This window comes from Fulvivirga maritima, from assembly GCF_021389955.1.
Classification (GTDB): Bacteria; Bacteroidota; Bacteroidia; order Cytophagales; family Cyclobacteriaceae; genus Fulvivirga; species Fulvivirga maritima.
In genome coordinates this window covers 1,951,820-1,975,265 of the sequence record NZ_CP089980.1, presented here as the reverse complement: position 1 = coordinate 1,975,265, position 23,446 = coordinate 1,951,820, and the positions used below count along the sequence as shown (strand labels likewise).

The window sequence follows — 23,446 nt, the reverse complement described above, 5'->3', positions numbered from 1 at the left end:
TTATCCATTAAATGTGTAGTATCTTTGCTCCTTATGCAAGATACTACAGCCCCCTACGAAGAAAATCTGGAAGCGCTTGACCCGAAAAAGCACATTATCATCAAGCGTGCACGTGTAAATAATCTAAAAAACCTTAGTGTAGCCATACCAAGAAACAAGCTGGTAGTGGTAACTGGGCTTTCCGGTTCTGGAAAGTCATCTTTAGCCTTTGATACCCTTTTTGCTGAAGGGCAGCGGATGTATGTAGAAAGCTTAAGCTCATACGCGCGCCAATTTTTAGGCCGAATGGAAAAGCCAGAAGTAGATTACATTAAAGGCGTATCCCCCGCTATAGCCATAGAGCAAAAAGTAAATACCAGAAACCCTCGCTCTACTGTAGGTACTACCACAGAAATTTATGATTATCTAAAACTGCTCTTTGCCCGTATAGGTGTAACTTATTCACCCATTTCCGGGAAAAAAGTATCTAAAGATTCTGTCACCGATGTAGTGAACTACATTAACAGCTATGAAGAAGGCACTAAAGTAATGGTGGGCTGTCCTTTAAAGATGAAGGAAGACCGTGACCTGAAGCAGGAGCTTAACATTCTTTTAAGTAAAGGATATACCAGAGTAATAGTAGATGGTGATGTGCTTTTTATAGAAGATCTGCTAGAAAACGGATCAGATATTAAAGAAGACAGCAGTATAGAGATATTAATAGATAGAGCAGTAGTAAAGCCTGATGATGAAGATACTCAATACCGATTATCAGACTCTGTACAAACTGCATATTTTGAAGGTATAGGAGATTGTTATATACACATCATAGGCAGTGAAATAAAGCAATTTTCTGATCGGTTTGAGGAAGACGGCATGAAATTTCAGGAGCCTAATGTGAATTTCTTCAGTTTCAACAATCCTTATGGTGCTTGTAGAACTTGTGAGGGTTTCGGAAAGGTACTGGGGATAGACAGAGACCTGGTTATTCCTGACAAAAGCTTATCCGTTTATGATGGAGCCATAGCGCCATGGCGCAGTGAAACCATGAAAAAGTGGCTCGCTCCTCTTTTAAAAGACGGTATTCGTTTCGATTTCCCCATTCATAGACCGTATACTGACCTTACAGAGGAAGAGAAAGAACTGCTATGGACTGGCAATGAATATTTCGAAGGACTAAATGCTTTCTTCAAATTCATAGAGTCTAAAACTCACAAGATACAATATAGAGTGCTTCTCTCTCGCTACAGAGGAAGAACGGTATGCCCGGACTGCCGCGGAACAAGACTAAGAAAAGATGCCTCTTATGTTAAAATTGAAGGGCAGTCTATTACTGATATAGTTTTACTTCCTATAGAAAAAGTAATTGCCTACTTCGATAACCTATCACTAAGTGAGCATGATCAAAATATAGCTAAAAGATTATTAAAAGAGATCAACAACCGCCTTTCTTATATACAAAGGGTTGGTTTAGGCTATCTTACTTTAAACCGTATGACTTCCACCCTTTCTGGTGGAGAGTTTCAAAGGATTAAACTGGCTACTTCCTTAGGTAGTGCTCTGGTAGGTAGTATGTATATCCTTGATGAACCGAGCATCGGGTTACACCCCAGAGATACGGAAAGGCTGGTAGGTGTGCTTAAATCATTGAGAGACATGGGTAACACGGTAATAGTAGTTGAGCATGAAGAGGAAGTAATGATTGCCGCTGATCAAATTATAGATATTGGACCTGATGCTGGTGTGCATGGTGGCGAACTGATGTTTCAAGGTACATTAGATGATCTTCATGATTCCAATTCTCACACAGCTGATTATTTATTAGGCCGGGAATCTATACCTGTACCTGCTGCAAGAAGAAAATGGAAGGACTCTGTAAAAATCTCAGGGGCATTAGAGAACAACCTCAAGAATGTAAATGTAAAATTCCCGCTTGATGTACTCACAGTAGTTACTGGTGTAAGTGGCTCAGGTAAATCAACATTGATAAAAAAGATCCTTTACCCGGGAATTGGCAAAATATTAGGCACTGTATCTGAAGCGACAGGTAAATTTGATAAACTGGAAGGTGATTATGAAAAAATCACTCAGATTGAGTTTGTAGACCAAAATCCTATTGGCAAATCATCTCGTTCTAACCCTGTAACCTATGTAAAAGCGTATGACACCATTCGTCAGTTATTTGCCGATCAACCGCTATCTAAGCAAAGGGGCTATAAACCATCTCATTTTTCTTTTAATGTAGACGGAGGCCGCTGTGAAACTTGCCAGGGTGAAGGAGTAGTTAAAATAGAAATGCAGTTTATGGCAGATATTTATCTTACTTGCGAAAGCTGCAAAGGAAAAAGGTTTAAACAAGAAATTCTAGACGTAGAGCACCAAGGCAAAAACATAGCTGATGTACTGGACCTTACGGTAGAAGAAAGTCTGGAATTCTTTGAAGGCAAAACTTCCATAATTAACAAGTTACAACCCCTGTATGATGTAGGTTTAGGCTATATCGGATTGGGCCAATCTTCCAGCTCACTGAGTGGAGGCGAAGCTCAGAGGGTGAAGCTAGCATCTTACCTAGGTAAAAATAGCAGAGACAATAAAGATCATATTCTTTTTATCTTCGATGAGCCTACTACAGGTCTGCACTTCCATGATATCACCCAGCTACTGAACTCTATCAATGCTTTAGTAGAACAAGGCAACAGCGTGATCATAATTGAACACAATATGGAAGTGATAAAGTCTGCTGATTGGATTATAGACCTTGGTCCTGAAGGAGGAGAAAAAGGTGGTAATATTTGCTTTGAAGGCACTCCTGAGGAAATGATAAAACTGAAGGATAACCATACTGCAAGGTTCCTCAAGGCTAAACTTTAAACTTCATGCAGCTGTTAAAGCTGCATGAAGTATTTTCTGGTTTTATTTATTGCTATACTCCTTAGTTCATGCAATGGGCTTAAGTCCATCAAAGATGCCTTCTCAGACAAGGCTCCTTATCAAAAGTATAAGGAGTCACTAGCCGGAGCAGGGTTAGAAAATACTGCCTTAGCACAAAAGTGGATGCTTGCTGGCCAAAATGCGTTAGCAGATTCTATTATTATAGAACTTCCCTTTCAAGAAACAGGATACTTTTCTGACAGCGAGCCTTCTGCCCGCTCATTTTCTTTCCAGGCCCATGAAGGACAGATAGTAAGTATTTCCTGTGAGGCCAGTATAGAAAAACCCTCTTCCTTTTTGTTCATAGATCTTTTTCAAAAGAAAGATAGGGAATGGAATCAAGTAGAACATGGTGATAGCACCATGAACATGGAATACGAGATCTATCAAACAGGACAATACCTTCTTCGACTACAACCTCCGCTCTTGGCCAAAAGCTTTTATAACATTAAAATTTTAGTTGATCCGACATTAAAAAATCCAGTGCAAGGAGCTACTAACCGATCGATAGGCAGTTTTTATGGAGCTCCGCGAGATGGAGGAGCCAGAGCACATGAAGGCATAGATATATTTGCCGCAAGAGGCACTCCGGTAATAGCACCGGCAGAGGGTTATGTTACAAGGGTAGGCACTAATCGATTAGGAGGTAATACTGTTTGGCTCAAAGATAGCAAGAGAGGTCAATCCTATTATTTCGCTCATTTAGAAAAACAATTAGTACAATCAGGTAAGAAAGTAATGCCTGGTGACACATTAGGACTTGTTGGTAATACAGGAAATGCTAAAAGCACTCCTCCACACCTGCATTTCGGCATTTATTCAAGAGGCAGTAAAGATCCTATTAATTATGTAAAAACCATTGATAACACGCTTGCCCCCTTCAACACAGACTCCAGTACTTTCAATCAGCAATATATCACTAAACCTACCAAAATGAACCTTCGTTCCGGCCCAGGCACCACCTATGCTGTTCTAGATCGATTAGAAAAAAATACAGTGGTAAAACCGATTGGGCAAAATGGTGAATGGCTAAGAATAGAATTACCAGATCATAAACAAGGCTATTTATCTAAGAAACTCATCCAAGCGGCAGGATCCGAACTACAAAACATTGAGCTAATGGCACAGCCGCTATATTCATCAGCCTCAGATAGTGCAGTGCCCATAATGATGTTACCAGACTCCACTTCAGCTCAAGTCCTTGGGATATTTAAAAATTTCAGCTTAATAAAAACATTAAATGAGCGCATGGGTTGGATAAGTAACTGAACAAACCCAGCATAATTTTTAACAATAAACGCTATATAAATGTCAGAACTACTGGATGTAATTAAACAGAGAAACCCACATGAACCAGAGTTTCATCAGGCAGCGGAAGAGGTTATCTCTTCTATTAAACCTGTACTAGACAAGAAACCTATTTATAGAAAGCACAAAATTCTGGAACGACTTCTGGAGCCAGAAAGACAAATATCATTTGGCGTAAACTGGATGGATGATCATGGAGAAATCCATGTAAACAGAGGCTATCGCATACAAATGAATAGTGCCATTGGCCCATATAAAGGAGGGCTCCGGTTTCACCCCACGGTATATCCTGGAATTTTAAAATTTCTGGCCTTCGAGCAAATATTTAAGAACGCACTTACGGGTCTGCCTATGGGTGGAGCTAAAGGAGGCTCTGATTTTGACCCCAAGGGCAAGTCAGACAATGAAGTGATGCGCTTTTGTCAGAATTTCTATCTGGAACTACACCGTCATATTGGCCACAGAATCGATATTCCTGCAGGAGATATTGGAGTTGGCGGCAGAGAAATAGGATATATGTTTGGCGCTTATAAAAAAATATCCAATGAATTTACAGGCGTACTTACAGGGAAAGGTGTGGGCTGGGGAGGCAGCCTACTAAGAACAGAAGCCACTGGTTATGGGTTAATATACTTCACTGAAAATATGCTCAAACATACTGGCGATAGTATAGAAGGAAAAACATGCCTGGTTTCCGGATCAGGAAATGTGGCTCAGTTTGCTGTAGAAAAATTACTGCATATGAATGCCAAGCCTGTTACCGTATCTGACTCATCAGGATTTATATATGATGAGGCGGGGATAGATGAGGAAAAGCTAGCTTATATAAAAGAGTTGAAAAATATTAAAAGAGGCCGAATAAAAGAATATGTGGACAAATACCCTTCAGCTTCTTATACAGCAACCAAAAAGGATGAAGAAAGTAATCCTCTTTGGAATATAAAAGCTGACTGTGCATTTCCTTGTGCAACCCAGAATGAGATCAATGCTAAAGATGCGCAGCACCTGATTAGTAATGGAGTCAAACTTATTGCAGAAGGAGCCAACATGCCATTAGATAATGAAGCGGTTAACCTTGTTTTAGACAGTGACATCATTTATTCGCCAGGTAAGGCCAGTAATGCTGGTGGAGTAGCTACCTCCGGAATAGAAATGATCCAAAATTTTATGGGTAGTTATTGGAGTAAGAAACAAGTAGATGAGAAGCTTCAGGAGATTATGAAGGAAATCCATGAAAACTGTCTTTGGGCTGCCGAAGAGCATGGGCATAAAAACAACTATTTGGTAGGTGCCAATATTTTTGGTTTCACCAAAGTAGCCAATGCTATGATAGCACAAGGCATTATATAAAATATAAATAAAATGAATTTATCTCTGGTTATATTCAATGTTACTACTGAAGTGGTCAGAGATAAATTATTTAGTTCATTCAATATTCTTTTATTAATTTACACCAAATCAGGAGGACTGTTGTCGTGAAAAATACGCTTTTATGCTTGAGTTTGGTTATTTCTTTTTTTGCTTCTTTAACCTGTTTCGGCCAGCAGGGTAATTATTTTCTAAGGCATTATGAATCTGCCGACAAAGGCTATGATAACATTCACTTTGATATAGTTCAAGATCAGAATGGCATCATAAGCATTGCTAATCGTAGCGGCCTATTGAGATTTGATGGTAAAAGCTGGGAGCACATTAATACGCCATCAGCCATATTTTCATTATCAGTAAATAAAAACAATGAGCTGTTTATTGGTGGCGCTTCCGGGTTTGGCAAGCTTATTAGAAACAAGAAATTCAACTTAGAATATAAAAGCCTATCCACTAATGAGAGCTCAGCATCTAATATCACCAAGATTTTAAGCCTGGGCGATTCTCTCTTTGCTATAAATGAAACACACCTTTACCTTTATTATAAAGAAGAATTAAAAACCATTACTTCCCCTAACAGTGGCGGCTTTCTTGACCTTATTAATTATAATGAAAAAGTACTTGTAAACACCCTCAATCATGGTCTCCAGGAGCTTAAAGGTGACCATTTGGTAAAAGTGAATGACTTCCCCACTTCCGTAAAAAATGTCCGTTTTATCAGTAAGAGCCCGCAGTCATCTACACACCTTTTGGGCACTTCAGACCAAAAGTTAATTTTACTTAAACGGAATAGAGCCACCCTTATCACCTTTGATGAAGACACCGAATACCTGGAGCAAAGTGATATACAAGAAGGACATTTTTTATCTGATACGTTAGTGGCTATTTCTACTTTAAAAGGCGGAGTAATCTTTATCAACCCCATAAAACAGAAAATATTACAGGTAGTAAACTATCAATCAGGATTGCCAGATAATCAGATTTTTGCCATTACATGTGATCAGCAACTGGGTGTATGGGTAGCTCATAATCAAGGCCTGACCAGAATAGCCCCACACTCACCATTTAAAAACTTTAGCGACTATCCTGGGCTAAAAGGCAATATTTTATCAGCCACTAAACATCAAAATCAACTATATGTGGGCACCAGCACGGGTGTTTACTATTTAGATGAAATCAAAAACTTTGATAGGAACATTAATTATATTGAAAAAACCGTAGAAATAGCCCCTAATCCAAGCCCACAACCTGAAGAGGAGGAGAAAGAAGAAAAAAAAACGAAGAGGGTTTTTCAGTTTTCTAAAAAGAAAAAAAAATAAAACAGAAGAGCCTGAGGTAGCTAAAGTAGTAGAGGAACCCAAAACGCAAATCAGATATGAGAAAAAGATAGAGAAAGTACTCAGATCCATCACTTATGAGTATAAACCTATTGAAAATATAAAATCAAAAGCTGCACTCTTTGGTTCTGATGGCACGCACCTGTTTTGTGGAAGCTTAGATGGCCTTTTCGAAATAAAGGATAACCAAGCCACTAAAATATATGATGAACCTATTCGATATTTCCATATTTCACCCAAGCAAAAACGGCTATTTGTAAGCACCTATGATCATACTCTCAAAGTATTTGATTATGGTAAAAATGGTGCTTCTGATATTAATCTGTTTGAAGACTTCCGAGATGATGTGCATTATATTTTTGAAGATGACGATGATCGGATCTGGTTTTGTAGTATGGAAAATATCTATTGGATAAAAATCCAGGATCAGGAGATTATAGAAATGGAGGAATACCCCATAAGCAACCCTTACTATGATGAGACTTACGGCATAGCCCATAATGACACTATTTTCGTTTTAAACAAGCAGGGAATTTTTACCTTAAATAAAGATTCAGATCATTTTAACAGACAATCTAAGAGCAGCAATATCTCAGAGTATTTTCAAGCCTCAGACAAAAATATATGGTATCGTGTTAAGCAACATTGGCAAAAATTAGGAGCAAAGAAAGAGAACTCCAATCTCTCCATTCTTAACCTTTTTAATAACATACAATATATAAGTGCTGATGAATCTGAAAAGGAAATATGGCTTGTAACAGGTAGAAATGAACTTTTTATGATTTCTTCTAATGAGATCAACCAAAAAAGTGAAAACTATAAGCTTTTTCTAAAAGATATCAGGGCAGGAGAAGAAATGTATGGTCCTGCACCACAGCTTAAATTTAACCAACAAAATAGTAAGCTCGTTTTCGAGTTCGTGCAGCCGGAATACTCTGGTAATATGGACGTGCAGTACCAGTATAAACTAGATGGGTTGAACAAAGAATGGTCTGAGTGGTCTGCCAGTTATAACCAAATAGACTTCCCATACCTACCAGATGGTGAATATGTGCTCCATGTAAGATCAAAAAATGCCTTTGGCTCTGTAAATGAAACGGAACCTATTGAATTCAAGATAATACCTCCTTATTGGAAACGACCCTGGTTTTATGTTTTTGAATTTGTAGGCCTGGCGCTATTGCTATTTATATCTATCAATATTAAAAAGCTAGGAGGTAAATATAGGGTGGTGAGTCAGCTATTAGCAGTATTAGCTTTGATCATCATAATAGAATTTATTCAAACCGTAGCCGAAAGCGAGTTTATGCTTAGCTCTCCTGTAATAGACTTTATTATTCAAGTAATCATAGCCATCATTATTCTACCTATAGAAGGCTTCTTACGCAAGTACATATTTAAAGATCAGGTAGATGTTACTGAATTTGTAAAATGGAAGAATAAAAGAATAAAACCCCAGGGCCATGAATAAATACCTAACCTACCTTTCAACAGTTTTTATAATATTATGTAGCTGTTCACCTTCTTCAGAGCCTTTAAGTGAAAACCCAGCTGCTGACGGTTTTAATTTAGCAGAGTCGGATAAAAAAGCTATAGCACTAGCTGATAGTGTGATGCTCGCCATGGGTGGCCGAAAAAATTATGATGAAATACGCTATCTGTCATGGAATTTCTTCGGGAAAAGAGATCTTGTCTGGGACAAGCATGCCAACAGAGTCCGTATAGATTTTCCTGCAAAAGAAACCACATATCTACTCTACATCAATTCGGGAGAAGGTAAAGTACAGCAAGCAGGAAAAGAAATAACGCAACCAGACTCACTAAAAAAATACCTGCAAGAAGCTAAAAGCATCTGGATAAATGACTCCTATTGGTTAGTAATGCCATTTAAACTAAAAGATAGTGGGGTTACGCTAAAATATAAAGGAGAAGAAAAATTACCATCGGGCCAACCAGCATATGTAATTACCTTAACATTTGATCAGGTTGGAGACACTCCTAACAATAAATATGAAATTTATATCGATCAATCAGATCATTTGGTAAAACAGTGGGCTTATTTTAAAGAAGCTTCTCAAGACAGTGCTTCAGCTGTCTGGCCTTTTGATAATTATGAAGAACATAATGGTGTGCTATTCTCTTCCGACAGGTCTGATGGCAAAGGGCCTCGTGACCTGAAAGTATATAATGAATTACCTGAAGAAGTATTCAAGTCATTCAAAAAGCCTAGTTTTAAGTGATTGAAAGCAGGTTAGTGAAATATTTAAATCATACGTATGTCATCTGAACTTATCCATTTTAATAATGCTGGTGCATCATTAGTTACTCCTGAGGTGTTAGAAGCTCAAATTAGTTACTTACAAGCCGAAGCCAACTTAGGAGGCTATGAAGTGGCAGAAAAATATGCTGATGAATTAGAGGCCTTCTATACACACGCTGCTAATTTTATTAATGCCGGCTCAGATGAAATTGCTTTTACTGAAAGTGCAACGGTGGCCTGGCAAAGAGCTTTTTTCTCCATCCCTTTTGATGAAGGTGATATAATTCTTACTTCCAAAATTGAATATGCCAGTAACTATATTGCCTACCTCAACTTACAAAAGGAAAAAGGTGTAGTCATTAAAGTAATTCCAAGTATAGAAACGGGAGAAGTAGATCTGAAAGCTTTAAAAAGCATGATTTCAGAGAAGGTGAAGCTTATTTCAATAACGCACATACCTACTAACGGAGGCATTGTAAACCCTGCTGCAGAAGTAGGTGCAATTGCCAAAGAAAATAAAATACTTTATCTGCTAGACGCTTGCCAATCCGTAGGTCAATATCCTATAGATGTAAAAAAGCTACAGTGTGATTTCTTAACAACTACAGGCCGAAAGTACCTAAGGGCACCAAGAGGAACTGGTTTCTTGTATGTTAACAAGAATATTATTCCCCAACTCAACCCTCAAAATCTAGATTTACATTCTGCTAACTGGGAAACAAAAACCAGCTATACTTCTAGGCCTGACGCCCGTATTTTTGAAACTTTTGAATGTAGTTTGGCTGCTAAAAGAGGAATGAGCGTAGCTTTACAACAAGCTAATGCCATAGGAAAGGCGCAAATATGGAATCGTGTCACTACTTTGGCTGACTATTTAAGAGATCAATTGAGCCAGATTAATGGCATATCAGTTCAAGATCTTGGCAAAGTAAAATCAGGCATAGTAACCTTTACAGCTCCTGTGCCTACGCCAGAACTAAAGAAAAAACTACACCAAAAAGGAGTGAATGTATCTATGACTTTCAAAAGCGGCACTTTGCTAGATATGGAAGAAAGAGATTTAGACCAGATGATAAGGTCTTCGGTACATTATTATAATACAAAGCAAGAAGTAGATACCTTCATCAGTATTCTTAAAGAATTAATTCATTAAGCATAAAAGCGGATTTAAGAGGTAATTTTATTGAGCTAATATTCTTACCTCTACCCTTCTGTTGTTACTTCTGGCTAAGGTATCGTCTTCCCTACTGAGTGGGTTAGTACCTCCAAAAGCTTTGGTTTTTATTCTCTTTTTAGAAATACCTTTATCTATTAGATAATCTTTAACTGCATCTACCCGCCTTTGAGAGAGCTTCATGTTCTGCTTAGGATTACCTCTAAAATCAGTATGACCTTCCAGCTGAATAATCATTTCAGGACTAGCCAATAGCATGTCAGCCAACTGATTTAGCTCTTCATAAGAAGCATCCGTAATTTCATCATCACCTAAGCCAAAGATCAGTTTATCCAGCTTTATGATTTTCTCCGTGCCCTTGGGCAGTAGTTCTATTACTTTTTTAATAGCACCACTGTCTGCCTCAGAGATTTTGAGAGTAGTAATAAAAGGAATATAACCTTCGGCCGAAACCTCTAGATTATAATCCTTTTGATTTTCCATATTAAAAGCAAATGTATCTCCTGAGAGCACACCTATCCTATTACCATAAGGCACACTTTCATACTTAATATGTGCCTGCAAGGGCTCTTTAGTATTGGCATTTACCACTTTACCCTTTACTTGGGTTACAGTAGCACTATCCAAATTTTGCGATTGCGTATAATTGTGGGCCAGTAGTGTGGCCAGCAGAACCAAAATAACCTTATAGTTCATAGCCAGTGCGTTTACATTTGGTAATTGTTAATCTTTCATAATTTGAAATTCAACCCTCCTGTTTTTACTTCTTCCTGTTGCTGTATCGTTATCCGAAACGGGCTTAGTTTCACCAAAATACGCTACATCCATTCTTTTATCAGCTATACCTTTTTGTGCCAGATAATCATGAACAGCGGTCGCTCTTCTCTGAGACAGACTCATGTTGTACTGCTTGTCTCCTGTATTATCAGTATGGCCACTTATGCGTACCTCTAATGCAGGCTTCTCCTTCATTAGCTTTACTAATCGGTCTAACTCAGGATAAGATTCCGATTTTACCACAGCTTTATCCCAATCAAAGAAAACATTTTTTAGGGTAATAGTAGATTCTTTCTCTATAGGCACCATAAAAATGTCCTTATCATCCACTTCCTGAGGGTCTCCCTCTTCGTATTCTCTTAAATCGATATTTTCACTTTGCGTCAGATAGCCTTTCGCATCAGCCCTTACTCCATATAATTCGCCAGCAGGCAATAATATTTCATAGTTGCCGGTTTCAGCATTAGTCTCATGCATTCCTATCTCCTTTCCATCTGAAAGGCGCTCATAAACGATCTTAGCTCCAACAGGCTCTTTCGTTTTTGAATTCAGTAATTTTCCCCTTACTGTAATAACAGGTTCAGGTCTTTTGAACACAGGTAAAGCTACTCTAAAAATATCTAAATCTTCCTCACTTACCCCCTGAGAATAGTAAGCAAAATCACTATTTCCGGGTATATTGAAAAACAAATCTTCATACTGAGAATTAATGCTTGGACCCAGGTTTTCTGGCTCAGACCAGTTAGTCCAGGTGTCATCTAATCTTTTGGTTACGAATATGTCACTGCCTCCAAAACCACTGTATCCATTAGAAGAAAAGTAAAGTGTTTTATCATCAGCTGCCAGGAAAGGAGACTCTTCTTCTCCTGCAGTGTTCACTTTATTAGATATGTTAAGCGGCTCAGTCCAGGTACTATCTTCCTTTATAAAAGAAACGTAAATATCTCTAGCTCCATAAGAATCATCTCTCATTACGGACATTAGAAGTACTTTTCTATTATTCGCTAAGAAGAAATTGGCCTTTTCTGAATAATTATAATCATTTTCTATTGTTAGAGCCGCTGGCTTAGACCATGCTCCGCTGGCATTTGAACTTACTGATACACCTGCTGCCATTTTTCCATTGTCCAGATACTGATTCCCTAATACCAGCAGTACAGATTTGCCATCAGGGGTAACTGAGCTCACAAAGTTAGGCCCACTATTATTTAAAGAAGGTCCGGCATTTTGGGCTAACTTCCATTCCCCATTTTCATCTAATTCAGAAAACCAGATATCTTCAGGGTCATTAACACCTCCCACATTATCTGGATGGTGCTTTCTTGAAAAGTAAAGTGTTTTCCCATCAGGCGAAAGTAAAGGTTTATACTCCTTATATTTACTGTTCACGTTTTCACTCAACCGCTCTTTCTCCACTTCAGGATTGATAAACTCAGGCACGGCTATTTCTGGTATTATGGGCAAATCAGAATCAGAAATAGCAATAGCATCAATACTATAGTACTCAGGTACTGCAGCACCATCAAACTCCACTTTTACTGCTTTTACTTTATAGGTGGTTAGCTCTACAAATAAATTAAGCATTCTTCCTTTGAGGGGTACAGTTTTAGGACTAAAAGTGTTAATTAAATGCTCTCCATCCTGCTCATCATAAGCATACACTTTATAAATGGTGCTAGGATTAAACGATTCGGCAATAGCTATTTGCCTAATCTGAATAGGGTTTTCAAAACCTACTTTCAGAAATTCCTTTTTGTTAGGCCTTTCAGGAGTCCATGCATTAGGGTTTTCACCTCCGGCAGGTAGTACATTTGGCTTTCCTAATACTTGCTGTGCAGAATATTGCACAGGTGTAAGCTCAGATGAAAATTCGATAACGCTAGTGGCCCACTGAACGGTTTGAGCGTAAGTGGAAGTGCTAATAAAAACAATAAGGAAAAATAGTAAAATTTTCTTCATAGATCTAGGTGGTTATTCAGAGGTAAACATAGTTATTTTTTTAGCATGACTCCAAGCCACAGCTTATATTTCACCAATATGCAAAAGTAACTAAAATCTTACACCCAAGGCAAGGGCATTAATATGATTTTTCCAATATTACTTTTAGCGAAAGGATTTTATCAATCCTTTCAATATTAACCTATTCGGTAGACCTTTTGTTAAATAGCAAAAATCCTACATGTAGAAGCACTCCAAATTTGTTTTCACTGTCATCATAATAGTTGGCTGTGAGGGCAATAGGCCCAACCGGGCTATGCAACACGAACCCTGCATTTCCCGCAAAGCTCACTTTATCCCAGGCAGTATTATTAAAGTCCATACCTCTATTCTCGCTATTGAGTGATTCATAACCCTTAAAAGCATAACCTGCCATACGGAAATCTAAATTCGGCCTTATATTAAAGACACCACGTAGACCTAGTGCCACGTAATTATACGCTCTGAAATTTTCCAGCAATAGGGTTCTGCTATCCTGAATGGGGTTAAAACCGGGAGCGTTAATAAGTGAACCATAATAATTACTAAAAAAAGGCTGGTTAGACAGAACGCCTTCGGCTATATAACCCGTGCTAAACCGTCCTGTTTTAAAATACTTTTGAGCAGTAGCCTTTACCCTAAACCATTCACGCCTATGTGATGTGTTTTCAGCCAACTCAGTAGTACTACCCGGCTCATACTCTTCTTTAAGGTTAAAGTAATTGATACTAAATTCAAAAGACTGCCCCTCATCAGGATATTGCTTTCTGTTAAGATCATCTCTCATAAAATACAATCCCGCTTTAATACCATGCAAACTCAGCTCATCTAGTGTATCAGAAGTGGTAAATGATCTGGTGTTAGAATAACTATCATTATTATTAATCCATGATCCTGTTATTACTCCTTTAAGATTAGTACCTACAGGAAAGCCTATATTGAGACCATACTTACGGTCTGTTCTTTGCAAAATGGTAGGATCATCCTGATCGCTTAAAATATCATCAGAATCAATATAATCCCAATCATTAAATGTAAACTCAGGCTCCAGATAGAATTGGTTAAATGCCGAAAGGTTGAGTTTGGATTTCACTTGAGCTGATTTATAAAAGCTGCCGGTATAGAAATTTGCACTATTCTTAAGCAGGTAATTGTCAAAGAAATAATATTCTAAACCCAGAAAAATCTGACTTACATTACGAGAAGCGATAGTTCCTCCAATGTCTACATTAAAGTTATTTCGCGGCCTGCCAAAAATCTCCAGCTGATAGGCTTTATTTTCATTATCAAAAGTAATGTCTGGGTATATAGTCTGAAAAAAGCTCTCTGATACCAACTTGAAATAACCAGACTTAATATCATCCATAAATAGAGAATCCTTTTTATGAGTCTTAAACACCTTGTTAATATACCTTCTCTGCTTAGAATTAAAGCCATGATATTTTATACCTTTAAATAACAAAGGCTTATTTCTATCATTAAACTCATTCCTCCTCGTTGATAGCGAATCGCAATTTTCCCTCCTTTGTACCTTTGCTTTAATCTCATCCATATGCTTCATAGCCCAGGCATAGCCGCTATCTACTAATGCTTCGGCCTTACTAAAATCAAAAGCCGTATAACCATTTAAGTCAGGCTCTATATAAACTCCTGATGAAGGTATAATGCTAGGATCCGTTTTATCAAGTAACATGTATAGAAGGGAGTTGCTCAAAAGCTTTTCATCATTATCATATGGATATTCATTAAACACTTTTGATGATACATTGACGCCAATGATAACGTCAGGCTCAAAATCACGCAAGGCCACATCTACAGGGAAGTTATTATAGATCCCTCCATCAAACAGATATTTACCATCAATCCGAATGGGTTTATAAAAGAAAGGAACGGATAAAGTGGCTCTTAATGATTGACTGAGAGAACCTTCACTCATTACTACTTCATGCTGAGTAAAAATATCAGCTGCTACAATTCTTGCTGGCACAAAAAGACTATCATAATTATAGTTAGCATTAGCTGAAGGCTGGGCAAAGTTTTCTGCCAAAGCATAATTTAATGCCAGGTCACTAGCCAAACTAGAACTTATGGAGGCATTAAAAGTAGAATCAAGAGAGAGTTTTATTGATAAAAAGGAAGCATCAGGATCATCCTTATTATAGTAATAGTTATAGCCTTTTTCGAGTTCTCCGTTTACCCAGCCTCTAAACTCTTCTGAAGTAACAATATCTTCTATTCTATCAGCTGAAAAACCCGCTGCATAACAGCCGGAAATAATACCTCCCATGGAGGTACCCACCACATAATCGATAGGAATATCGTTTTCCTCCAAAGCTTTTATAACCCCAACATGGGCTATTCCTTTGGCCCCTCCTCCACTTAAAACCAACGCCACCTTTTGGGCATGTGATTCTGACACAAGAATCACCATCAATAAAAGGAATAACAAGCTAAACCTATGCATACATTACTTCATATTAAGCTATAAAACTAACAAAAAAAGCAAGACAAAATTGCCTTGCTTTATTATTATTAGGATCGAAAAGTAGCTTAATTAATGCTCGCCATCACTGGTTTATCTACCGTGATATGAATTTCATCCAGCTTTTTACGCCACTGGTTCTTTTCTTCTTCATACTTGGCGCGCAGTGTTTCTTCTATTGGTTCTGAAGGAGGCAAATCTACTTTTAATGCATCTATCTGAACTCCGTTTTTCCAAAATCTGTAGCATAGGTGGTTTCCTGTGGCTAATCCGGTACTTCCTACAAAACCTATTGTCTGATTTTGTTTTACTCTTACACCTGCCTTTATGCCAGAAGCTATTTTAGACATGTGTAAATATTGTGTAGTATAGGTGCTGTTATGTCTTACTTTAACATAGTTACCGTTATACTTACTATATTTTGCATCTACAATTATTCCATCACCTACTGATCTTATTGGAGTGCCTTTAGGTGCTGCAAAGTCAGTACCTCTATGTGCTTTCCATCTCTTTTGTACAGGATGATATCTATTTCCAGAATAACGAGAGCTGATTCTTGTAAACTCTAATGGATATCTTAAAAGTGCCTTTCTTAAACTATTACCTGATTCATCGAAATAATTTGCTCCTTCTCCCTGATCAAAAGCATAAGCATAATAATCATTACCGAAATGCTCAAAGTAAATGGCCTTAATTTCTCCAATTCCTACGGACTGCCCATCTACCATTTTATCTTCATAGATCACTTTAAACTTATCTCCTCTTTGTAAACGGAAGAAATCTACCTGCCAGGCAAATACATCTACAAAATCATTGGTAAGCTGTACAGGAAGCCCCAGATCACTCATAGCCACTGATAAGCTAGACTCTATTACACCTGCAGCGCCCTTCTCTACTACCTTCACTTCCTTTTGGAATTTTTGGATAGATAATGAGTCTTTCAGATTAAACACGAAATATTCGATAGGATTGTGCTCATACACAAAAGCCTTAGCCGTTTCCAGAGAATCCTGATCACATATAAGGGTGTATTTCTTATTGGCAGCAATTTTTCTCACATCAAAAATGTCTCTAGACATAGCCGCCAGTTTAAAAATGGCTTCAGTAGAAACATTATGAGCAGTTAAGATTTCGGAGATGTTTTGATTTCTCTTAATCTTATCTTCAATTACCAGCGCGGAGTCTATGGCCACGCCATACAAAAGCTTTGGCTGAGGAATTACCGCAGCTACACTTACGGAAGTAGAGTCACTTCCTTCACTCTCCTCTTTGGAAATTTCCTGATGATCATTAATGGTAGGTATCACAAAATAAGAACCTACGGAAATGAGGGCCAGCGCAATAAGCCCTAAATACTTTTTCGACATGTTGGTTTTAAAGTTTAAAAAATTGGCTACTTAAAACTTTACAAAACACAAATTTCTGCATTTCGATTTTAATATTAAGGAATAAGTAAGAAAAATGCTATTATTAGCCAAATAAATTAATGTTATACTTTATAAGCAGGTATATAACGTGCTGATTTTAAATAATATTGTACCATGAATAGAACCATCAGTGTTATTGGGTGCGGCTGGTTAGGGTTACCCCTCAGTAAGGAATTAACTAAAAAAGGCCACATTGTTAATGGCTCCACCACTCAAGAGAAGAAAATCTCCTCCATTAGGAACGCAAATGTAAAACCCTATCTGCTGGATATCAACCATAAAGGAATTAAAAATAGTGATTTTTTTAACACCGAAATTATCATCATCACTCTGCCTCCCTCATCAGACCATTTTGCAGAAAACATATCCCGGTTAATAGAAGCTATTGAGTATAATAAAATTTCTAAAGTAATTTTCATTAGCTCATCTTCTGTGTACCCTAATACTAATAGCTGGGTAAAAGAAGAAGATGCTAAACGCATTATCTCAAAGCATTCTGGTATCGCACTACTTGATATTGAAAGCCAATTTAGAGATAATGCACATTTTGAAGCGACCCTATTACGGTTCGCCGGCTTATATGGTCCTGATCGGCATCCAGGAAGGTTCCTTAAGAGAAAGTCTCAATTAAATGGCGGACTCAACCCTGTAAATTTGATTCATTTAGAGGATTGTATTTCTATTATTAAAAACATAATAGATAAAGATGCTTGGGGCTATACTTTTAACGCATGTGCGGATGAACACCCTACCCGAAAAGAATTTTATACTGCCGCCAGCGCTTCTTTAGGATTGAACGCCCCAGAGTTTATAGAAGAAGAAACCGATTATAAAATTGTAGATTCAACATACCTGAAGTCCACTTTATCTTATCAATTCATGCATCCAAACCCAATCAATGACTTGGATTAGAACAATCTTATATTGCTGATTTTCAATTACTTAAAAAGTATTAATTGCTTGTCAAACAAAATAGGAAGGCATAAAAAAACTGACTGCCAAACCATTATGCAGCCTACATAATAATCCGGCAGTCAGTTATATGCTTAAAGTCGAGATGAAACAATTAACAACCTTAAACTTTTTTAAAAGTATGAAATTTTTTCAATTCTAACCCTATTTTAGCGTAATTATTTATCTGACATGAGAAAAATAACTAATAATAAAGTTTTAAACGTTTTAAGAAATCAATTTTGTGACTTTTTGAGGTCATCTTATCATTTCAATCCTTTGTTATTTCTTTTTATAATCGTTTTACTATTTGCTTGTACTAATAATCATTATAATGCACCTGCTTTCTCCGAAAACGGTACAGTACAGATGGTAATAGAAATTCCTGCAGGAACCAACCTCAAATATGAATTGAACCCTAAAACCGAAAAATTTGAAGTGGAAATAATTGACGGAGCAGAAAGAAGTGTAAACTTCCTAGGATACCCAGGCAATTATGGTTTTATTCCGTCCACCTTAATGGACACTTCGGCCGGAGGCGATGGAGATGCTCTTGATGTTTTGCTCATTTCGGCCAGCTTAAAACAAGGACAATTAGTACCCATAATCCCCATAGCAGTTTTAAAACTCGAAGATCATGGTGAGAATGATGACAAAATTATTGCTATTCCTGCAGATGAAAGCCTACGCACTATCAATAGCACTTCGCTAGCCAGCCTTAAAAAAGATTACCCAAAAGCCCAGGAAATATTACAATTATGGTTCACCGGCTATAAACCTGGAGTAAAATTTAAGGGTTGGGAAGATCAAAAGCGTGCTATTGACGTTATTAACCAATGGAAAAAATGAAAAATCTAATCCTAATAGGAGTTATATTAATTGCAGCCCTCTGCTCTATCGAATATTTTCAAGCAAAAGACTATCAGCCACTATTCACTTATGGTGAAATAAATGGAAAAGTAGAAAGCCCACTGGTTAATGAAGCATCAGGAATTGCCGCTTCTATCAGAAATCCCGGAATGATTTGGACTCATAATGACAGTGGCGGTCAACCACGGGTTTTTCTCATGGACGAGCAGGGCAAGCATAGAGGCACATATCACTTAAGAAATGGCGTTAATCGTGACTGGGAAGACATGGCCACCGGCCCTGGCCCTGATCCTGATAAAACCTATTTGTACATAGCTGAGACCGGCTCCAATTATGGACAATTCCCCTATTTTCATATTTTCCGTGTAGCAGAGCCATTAGCAGGAGATACGGCTAATGTCACTGAAGTAGTAGATTGGCTTACCTTCACATACCCTGATGGCACCAATGACTCTGAATGCCTATTGGTAGATCCTCTCACTAAAGATTTTTACATATTCACTAAAAAGGAGCCTAATGTAGGCGTATATCGCTATCCATATCCTCAACCTAAACAAGAAAGTGAAACACTTATTAAACTAGGCACTATTCCTTTCAGCCACATTGTGGGTGGAGATATTTCTCCTGACGGGAAAGAAATATTACTCAAGACCTATGACAAAGTGCTTTATTGGAAGCGCAAGGAAGGCGAAAGCATTTGGGAAGCATTACAAAGAAAAGCCACCAAACTTCCTTATATACCTGAACCACAAGGCGAGGCTATTTGCTGGAAAAAAGATGGCTCAGGCTTTTATACGCTAAGTGAAGAAACTACAGGCTTTGAAGCCATTCTATATTTTCATAAAAGAAATGGTAATATTAGCGAAGAATAAATATTAGTTATTCACCTTCCAAAATAAGCTGTACAGTATAATCTTTAAGTGAATTATTTCCATGCATGTAATCATCCCATGTAAGATGAGCTTCATGGTCGGGCATTACTCCATGCCCTTTCACTTTAGGATCTACATTTATTTGAAAATGAACTGTAGGCACCTTTACTTCTATCTTTGAATTTGGCAATTCTACATATTCAGCATAACCACTCACATTTCCCTCGTAAGCTCCACCCACTTCTTCTCCTATAAATATACCTCTATCGCTCATCTTCACTAAGCTGGCAAATTCTGCTCCTCCAGAAAAAGTCTTACCACTAATCAGCACATATACTTTGCCGGTATAAACTAAATTATCCATAGGCTTTTCATATTCCAGATCCGAATAATAATCACTGTATAAGGTAAAATCGCCTCTTTCTGCAATTGCTCCTTTTAGCTGCCACTTATCGAATATATAATCCTCATCCTCTTTATTTCTTTCATAGGGAGCGGGCAGCATAGTTACTTTAGCATATTTCCTGATTCTTTTATTATCCAAGTAGCTATAAAGCAGATTTTCATTACCCTCTGTGCCTCCTCCATTATATTGAATACCTATAATAAGGTGGCTTATTTTCAAAGAATCGATTTTTTTAAATTGCTCTTTATAATATGTTTCATAATCAAAGTCATCTTCACCAAAGCCAGGAATACTTAAATAGGCTATAGAATCATTGATTTGTTCGAACATAAAATCCTGATAATCGAAGTGGCTATATGGCAACTTAGCCTTCTTACTTTTAAAGCTCGTAAACCTCACTGCCGGGATGGTAACGTTCTTTTGCTTACCAGTTCCATATTCTTCTAATTCCAATACATAGCGCTTGGTTTTACCGTAAACTAACCGATAAAGTAAGGAGAAATTAATACCTCCTGACCAAGCATATTGAGAAGTAGTATTAAAACCATCAGTTGGTATTAAAGGAAATATATGGTTAGTAATTTCTGTAATTGATTTACCATTGACACTTATAATCCTGTCACCCTTTTTCACACCTACTTTATCCTTACCATAGTTTTGATTCACCACTAGCTCATTACCCAAGAATTTTACTGAAAGCGGTAAAAACGATTTGGAAAGGCCCAATTTAATCATGGTCCATTTTGGCAAATCAATAGAAGTGTGGCCCTCATTTGTAAGGCCAATGGTATATCTGAGGGTTTTATAAAAATCAAGTGTCGATTGACGGGTAAGCGCAGCTCGGATGCTATCTAAGGCGTAATCAACTTTATCTTTACTCTGATATTCATACAATCCTTGATGCCTTAGTCTCAACTCATTCACCAAATAATCAAAGTCCTCTATCTGTTTATCTCTGCTTAATTTCTGGGCATATACTCCTGAAAAAACCGAAATCAATAGAAAAGAAATAAAATATCGCATGTAAATTACCTTCAAACCTGATGGAGAAACCATTTCCTCCAAAATAAAACAGCTTTAAAGTAAATAATAATTTAACTATCTGACTAATAATACATTTATATTTTCACTAGTATAAATACAAAATTCAAATATTATCTTATGCCAAGTTGTTGAATGGTCTTACAAAATGCCTTTACAATAGATTCTCTATTCATCTGAGCTCTATCAGTAGCAAATTGCCCCTGAACAATAGTGTCTACAGTGTAACTGGCGTCAAGGGAGTAGATAATAGTAGGTAATACATTCTTAGGTGAGCTGGCAGCTAATAAGGGAGCATTAGCATCATAAATAACAGCGTCTAATGGCTGACCTACTTCAAAATAATTTTCAGAACTCCTACCCATCGCCTTTCGGCCATTAAAAATAAACTGACTCAGGGCATAACCGCTACTGCTTGAACTTTTGTCCCCTAAAAAGGTGCTTCTTTCATGCGAGGTTAGCCGCTGACCATAATCCAGCATACGCAGCTCTTCAAGCGGGTTTAGACTTATGTGGCTATCAGTACCTATAGACCACTTGCCGCCCTGATGATGGTAATCTCTTAACCGAAAGATTCCATCTCCAAGATTTCCTTCTGTAGTAGGGCATAATACTACATTGGCCTTAGACCTTGCTAACCGAGATACTTCTGCATTTATAAGATGAGTAGCATGTACCAGGTGGCATCGGTCATCCATCTGAATATGATCTAGTAGCCACTCCACGGGCCTCTTACCAAGATAGGCTAAAGAATCATCTATCTCTTTGAGCTGCTCTGAAACATGAATATGAAAAGGCATATTTAAAGGAGCCTCTTCATAGGTTTTTATAATATCATCAGTTTCCACCGCTCTTAAAGAATGAATACCAAAACCCAATGAAGCGCAATCATGCTTCTCTGTAACTCTTCTGGTAGCTTGTAGCAGCTTGCCATAGTCTTCTTTGGTTTTGCTTATAAACCTACGTTGCCTTTCCGTAGGATCTTGCCCAAATCCACCCTTTTGATAGAACATGGGCACTAACGTAATTTTGATACCTGCCTTTTGTGCGGCAGACACTAACCTCTCGGCATGCTCAGCCAGATTATCATAAGGTTTACCCTCCTTATCATGATGCAGATAATGAAACTCTGCCACCTCTGAGTATCCATGCCTAACCATTTCAGAATATAGCATGGCCGCGATATTCTCAAGATCATCCGGGCTAATAGTAAGCGCTATTTGGTACATAGTTTCTCTCCATGCCCAAAAATTATCCTTTACTCCACGTTTAAAATTTTCTGCCAGACCAGCCATAGCATACTGAAACGCATGACTATGCGCATTCTGAAAAGCCGGGAGCACATATCCTTTTACTTTTTGAACATCACCAGAAGGTTGATCAGTAGAAATATTGGCGATTAAACCCGCTTCATCTACACCCACATATACATTCTCACACCAGCCCTCCTTCTGTAATAAAGCTTGAAAATGAAAATGTTTCATAAAGTGTTAAGGGTTTCAATAAGTGCTTTGAAATTATCTTGTAACAAGCTCCTTATATGGCCGGCACGCTCTTCATCATAATGAAGTTCCTTATTATCCATATAGTTAATCTTGCTCATCTCCAGCTGCAAGGCATGCTGATTTTCTTGGGGCTTGCCAAAATAACGCGTTAAATGCCCACCTCTAAAGGGATAGTTATGTTCCAACTTGAGTCTCTTAGTACTCAAAGCATCTAAAGAGGCATTAATTAAATTTTTATGGGCAGTCATCTCATTGTTATCTCCTAAAATCAGATCAGGGAAAACTTCATCTCTTATTAATGGAACGTATTGCCTAATACTATGGGCATCCCAAAAGAGCACCTTACCAAACTCAGCTTTCAAGCCGCTAAGTATTTCATCAATTTTAGTGTAATATGGCCAGTAATATTCTTTTAGCCTTCTTTCAATTTCTTTACCTCCAGGCATATGTCCTTCCTTATATATAGGCTCTCCAGCAAAAGTGGTGGTGGGACACAAATCAGTAATTATTCGGCCATCATTATACAAAGGTTCACTCTCCGGATCTCTATTCAGGTCTATAACCCATCGGCTATAGTTAGCAGTGATCATAGCGATACCCATTTCTGGCGCAAAATCATATAATTTATCAACAAACCAATCTGTATCATCAGGAGCTTTAGTAAGCTCGTCATTATAACCTGATTTTATTTCTTCAGGGAAATCAGTGCCACAATGAGGTACACTAATCAAGATAGGCACCTTATCTACTTTTGGTTCGATTAAATTATATAAACTCATTC

At 37.7% G+C, this 23,446-nt stretch carries 17 protein-coding genes; 10 read left to right on the top strand and 7 right to left on the bottom strand.

Going from position 1 to position 23,446, the window contains the following annotated elements; all coding sequences use genetic code 11:
• Positions 1-33 precede the first annotated feature (33 nt).
• From uvrA to LVD15_RS08350, 7 genes are all read left to right on the top strand, one after another.
• Positions 34-2,850 carry an excinuclease ABC subunit UvrA gene (uvrA, locus tag LVD15_RS08380; protein WP_233779848.1) on the top strand — a complete coding sequence of 939 codons (2,817 nt, stop codon included), beginning with the start codon at positions 34-36 and terminating at the stop codon, positions 2,848-2,850.
• 24 nt (positions 2,851-2,874) lie between these two features.
• Complete coding sequence (locus LVD15_RS08375; protein ID WP_233779847.1) at positions 2,875-4,179, top strand: peptidoglycan DD-metalloendopeptidase family protein; 1,305 nt, start codon at positions 2,875-2,877, stop codon at positions 4,177-4,179.
• Positions 4,180-4,218: 39 nt separating this feature from the next.
• A complete protein-coding gene (gene gdhA, locus LVD15_RS08370) occupies positions 4,219-5,568 on the top strand; it encodes an NADP-specific glutamate dehydrogenase (RefSeq protein ID WP_233779846.1) in 1,350 nt (449 codons plus the stop codon).
• Positions 5,569-5,714: 146 nt separating this feature from the next.
• On the top strand, positions 5,715-6,905 hold the full coding sequence (locus tag LVD15_RS08365; RefSeq protein ID WP_233779845.1) for a ligand-binding sensor domain-containing protein: 1,191 nt from the start codon (positions 5,715-5,717) through the stop codon (positions 6,903-6,905).
• 412 nt (positions 6,906-7,317) lie between these two features.
• A complete protein-coding gene (locus LVD15_RS08360; protein WP_233779844.1) occupies positions 7,318-8,394 on the top strand; it encodes a triple tyrosine motif-containing protein in 1,077 nt (358 codons plus the stop codon).
• Entirely contained in the window at positions 8,387-9,163 is a 777-nt protein-coding gene (locus tag LVD15_RS08355) for a hypothetical protein (RefSeq protein ID WP_233779843.1), read from the top strand. Before LVD15_RS08360 ends, LVD15_RS08355 begins: the two co-directional genes overlap by 8 nt.
• Positions 9,164-9,199: 36 nt before the next feature.
• A complete protein-coding gene (locus LVD15_RS08350) occupies positions 9,200-10,336 on the top strand; it encodes an aminotransferase class V-fold PLP-dependent enzyme (protein ID WP_233779842.1) in 1,137 nt (378 codons plus the stop codon).
• 27 nt (positions 10,337-10,363) lie between these two features.
• Here the strand turns inward: LVD15_RS08350 and LVD15_RS08345 are convergent, their stop codons facing one another.
• The 4 genes from LVD15_RS08345 to LVD15_RS08330 form a co-directional block, all read right to left on the bottom strand.
• Positions 10,364-11,053 carry an OmpA family protein gene (locus tag LVD15_RS08345; protein ID WP_233779841.1) on the bottom strand — a complete coding sequence of 230 codons (690 nt, stop codon included), beginning with the start codon at positions 11,051-11,053 and terminating at the stop codon, positions 10,364-10,366.
• A 27-nt stretch (positions 11,054-11,080) separates the two neighbouring features.
• Positions 11,081-13,093, bottom strand: coding sequence for an OmpA family protein (locus tag LVD15_RS08340; RefSeq protein ID WP_233779840.1), 2,013 nt, complete (start codon positions 13,091-13,093; stop codon positions 11,081-11,083).
• A 181-nt stretch (positions 13,094-13,274) separates the two neighbouring features.
• Positions 13,275-15,530 carry a patatin-like phospholipase family protein gene (locus LVD15_RS08335; RefSeq protein WP_233779839.1) on the bottom strand — a complete coding sequence of 752 codons (2,256 nt, stop codon included), beginning with the start codon at positions 15,528-15,530 and terminating at the stop codon, positions 13,275-13,277.
• A 131-nt stretch (positions 15,531-15,661) separates the two neighbouring features.
• The gene (locus tag LVD15_RS08330) at positions 15,662-16,960 is read right to left on the bottom strand and encodes a peptidoglycan DD-metalloendopeptidase family protein (RefSeq protein ID WP_233779838.1); all 1,299 of its coding nucleotides are present in this window, start codon (positions 16,958-16,960) and stop codon (positions 15,662-15,664) included.
• 174 nt (positions 16,961-17,134) lie between these two features.
• Between LVD15_RS08330 and LVD15_RS08325 the strand changes: the two genes are divergently transcribed.
• The 3 genes from LVD15_RS08325 (at position 17,135) to LVD15_RS08315 (ending at position 19,713) form a co-directional block, all read left to right on the top strand.
• A complete protein-coding gene (locus LVD15_RS08325) occupies positions 17,135-17,932 on the top strand; it encodes an SDR family oxidoreductase (RefSeq protein ID WP_233779837.1) in 798 nt (265 codons plus the stop codon).
• A gap of 231 nt (positions 17,933-18,163) precedes the next feature.
• Positions 18,164-18,820: an inorganic diphosphatase gene (locus LVD15_RS08320; protein ID WP_233779836.1), complete on the top strand. Its 657-nt coding sequence runs from the start codon at positions 18,164-18,166 to the stop codon at positions 18,818-18,820.
• A complete protein-coding gene (locus LVD15_RS08315) occupies positions 18,817-19,713 on the top strand; it encodes a hypothetical protein (protein ID WP_233779835.1) in 897 nt (298 codons plus the stop codon). Before LVD15_RS08320 ends, LVD15_RS08315 begins: the two co-directional genes overlap by 4 nt.
• 7 nt (positions 19,714-19,720) lie before the next feature.
• Here the strand turns inward: LVD15_RS08315 and LVD15_RS08310 are convergent, their stop codons facing one another.
• The 3 genes from LVD15_RS08310 to LVD15_RS08300 form a co-directional block, all read right to left on the bottom strand.
• Entirely contained in the window at positions 19,721-21,142 is a 1,422-nt protein-coding gene (locus LVD15_RS08310; RefSeq protein ID WP_233779834.1) for a S41 family peptidase, read from the bottom strand.
• A 131-nt stretch (positions 21,143-21,273) separates the two neighbouring features.
• Positions 21,274-22,644, bottom strand: coding sequence for a formimidoylglutamate deiminase (gene hutF, locus LVD15_RS08305; protein ID WP_233779833.1), 1,371 nt, complete (start codon positions 22,642-22,644; stop codon positions 21,274-21,276).
• Positions 22,641-23,444 carry an N-formylglutamate amidohydrolase gene (locus LVD15_RS08300; protein WP_233779832.1) on the bottom strand — a complete coding sequence of 268 codons (804 nt, stop codon included), beginning with the start codon at positions 23,442-23,444 and terminating at the stop codon, positions 22,641-22,643. Before LVD15_RS08300 ends, hutF begins: the two co-directional genes overlap by 4 nt.
• Between the last annotated feature and the right edge of the window lie 2 nt (positions 23,445-23,446).

What these genes read in the sequence shown, in the direction of transcription:
- uvrA (WP_233779848.1), top strand. Translation starts at nt 34, where the DNA reads ATGCAAGATACTACAGCCCCCTACGAAGAAAATCTGGAAGCGCTTGAC.
- LVD15_RS08375 (WP_233779847.1), top strand. Translation starts at nt 2,875, where the DNA reads ATGAAGTATTTTCTGGTTTTATTTATTGCTATACTCCTTAGTTCATGC.
- gdhA (WP_233779846.1), top strand. Translation starts at nt 4,219, where the DNA reads ATGTCAGAACTACTGGATGTAATTAAACAGAGAAACCCACATGAACCA.
- LVD15_RS08360 (WP_233779844.1), top strand. Translation starts at nt 7,318, where the DNA reads ATGGAAAATATCTATTGGATAAAAATCCAGGATCAGGAGATTATAGAA.
- LVD15_RS08355 (WP_233779843.1), top strand. Translation starts at nt 8,387, where the DNA reads ATGAATAAATACCTAACCTACCTTTCAACAGTTTTTATAATATTATGT.
- LVD15_RS08350 (WP_233779842.1), top strand. Translation starts at nt 9,200, where the DNA reads ATGTCATCTGAACTTATCCATTTTAATAATGCTGGTGCATCATTAGTT.
- LVD15_RS08345 (WP_233779841.1), bottom strand. Translation starts at nt 11,053, where the DNA reads ATGAACTATAAGGTTATTTTGGTTCTGCTGGCCACACTACTGGCCCAC.
- LVD15_RS08340 (WP_233779840.1), bottom strand. Translation starts at nt 13,093, where the DNA reads ATGAAGAAAATTTTACTATTTTTCCTTATTGTTTTTATTAGCACTTCC.
- LVD15_RS08330 (WP_233779838.1), bottom strand. Translation starts at nt 16,960, where the DNA reads ATGTCGAAAAAGTATTTAGGGCTTATTGCGCTGGCCCTCATTTCCGTA.
- LVD15_RS08325 (WP_233779837.1), top strand. Translation starts at nt 17,135, where the DNA reads ATGAATAGAACCATCAGTGTTATTGGGTGCGGCTGGTTAGGGTTACCC.
- LVD15_RS08320 (WP_233779836.1), top strand. Translation starts at nt 18,164, where the DNA reads ATGAGAAAAATAACTAATAATAAAGTTTTAAACGTTTTAAGAAATCAA.
- LVD15_RS08315 (WP_233779835.1), top strand. Translation starts at nt 18,817, where the DNA reads ATGAAAAATCTAATCCTAATAGGAGTTATATTAATTGCAGCCCTCTGC.
- LVD15_RS08310 (WP_233779834.1), bottom strand. Translation starts at nt 21,142, where the DNA reads ATGCGATATTTTATTTCTTTTCTATTGATTTCGGTTTTTTCAGGAGTA.
- hutF (WP_233779833.1), bottom strand. Translation starts at nt 22,644, where the DNA reads ATGAAACATTTTCATTTTCAAGCTTTATTACAGAAGGAGGGCTGGTGT.
- LVD15_RS08300 (WP_233779832.1), bottom strand. Translation starts at nt 23,444, where the DNA reads ATGAGTTTATATAATTTAATCGAACCAAAAGTAGATAAGGTGCCTATC.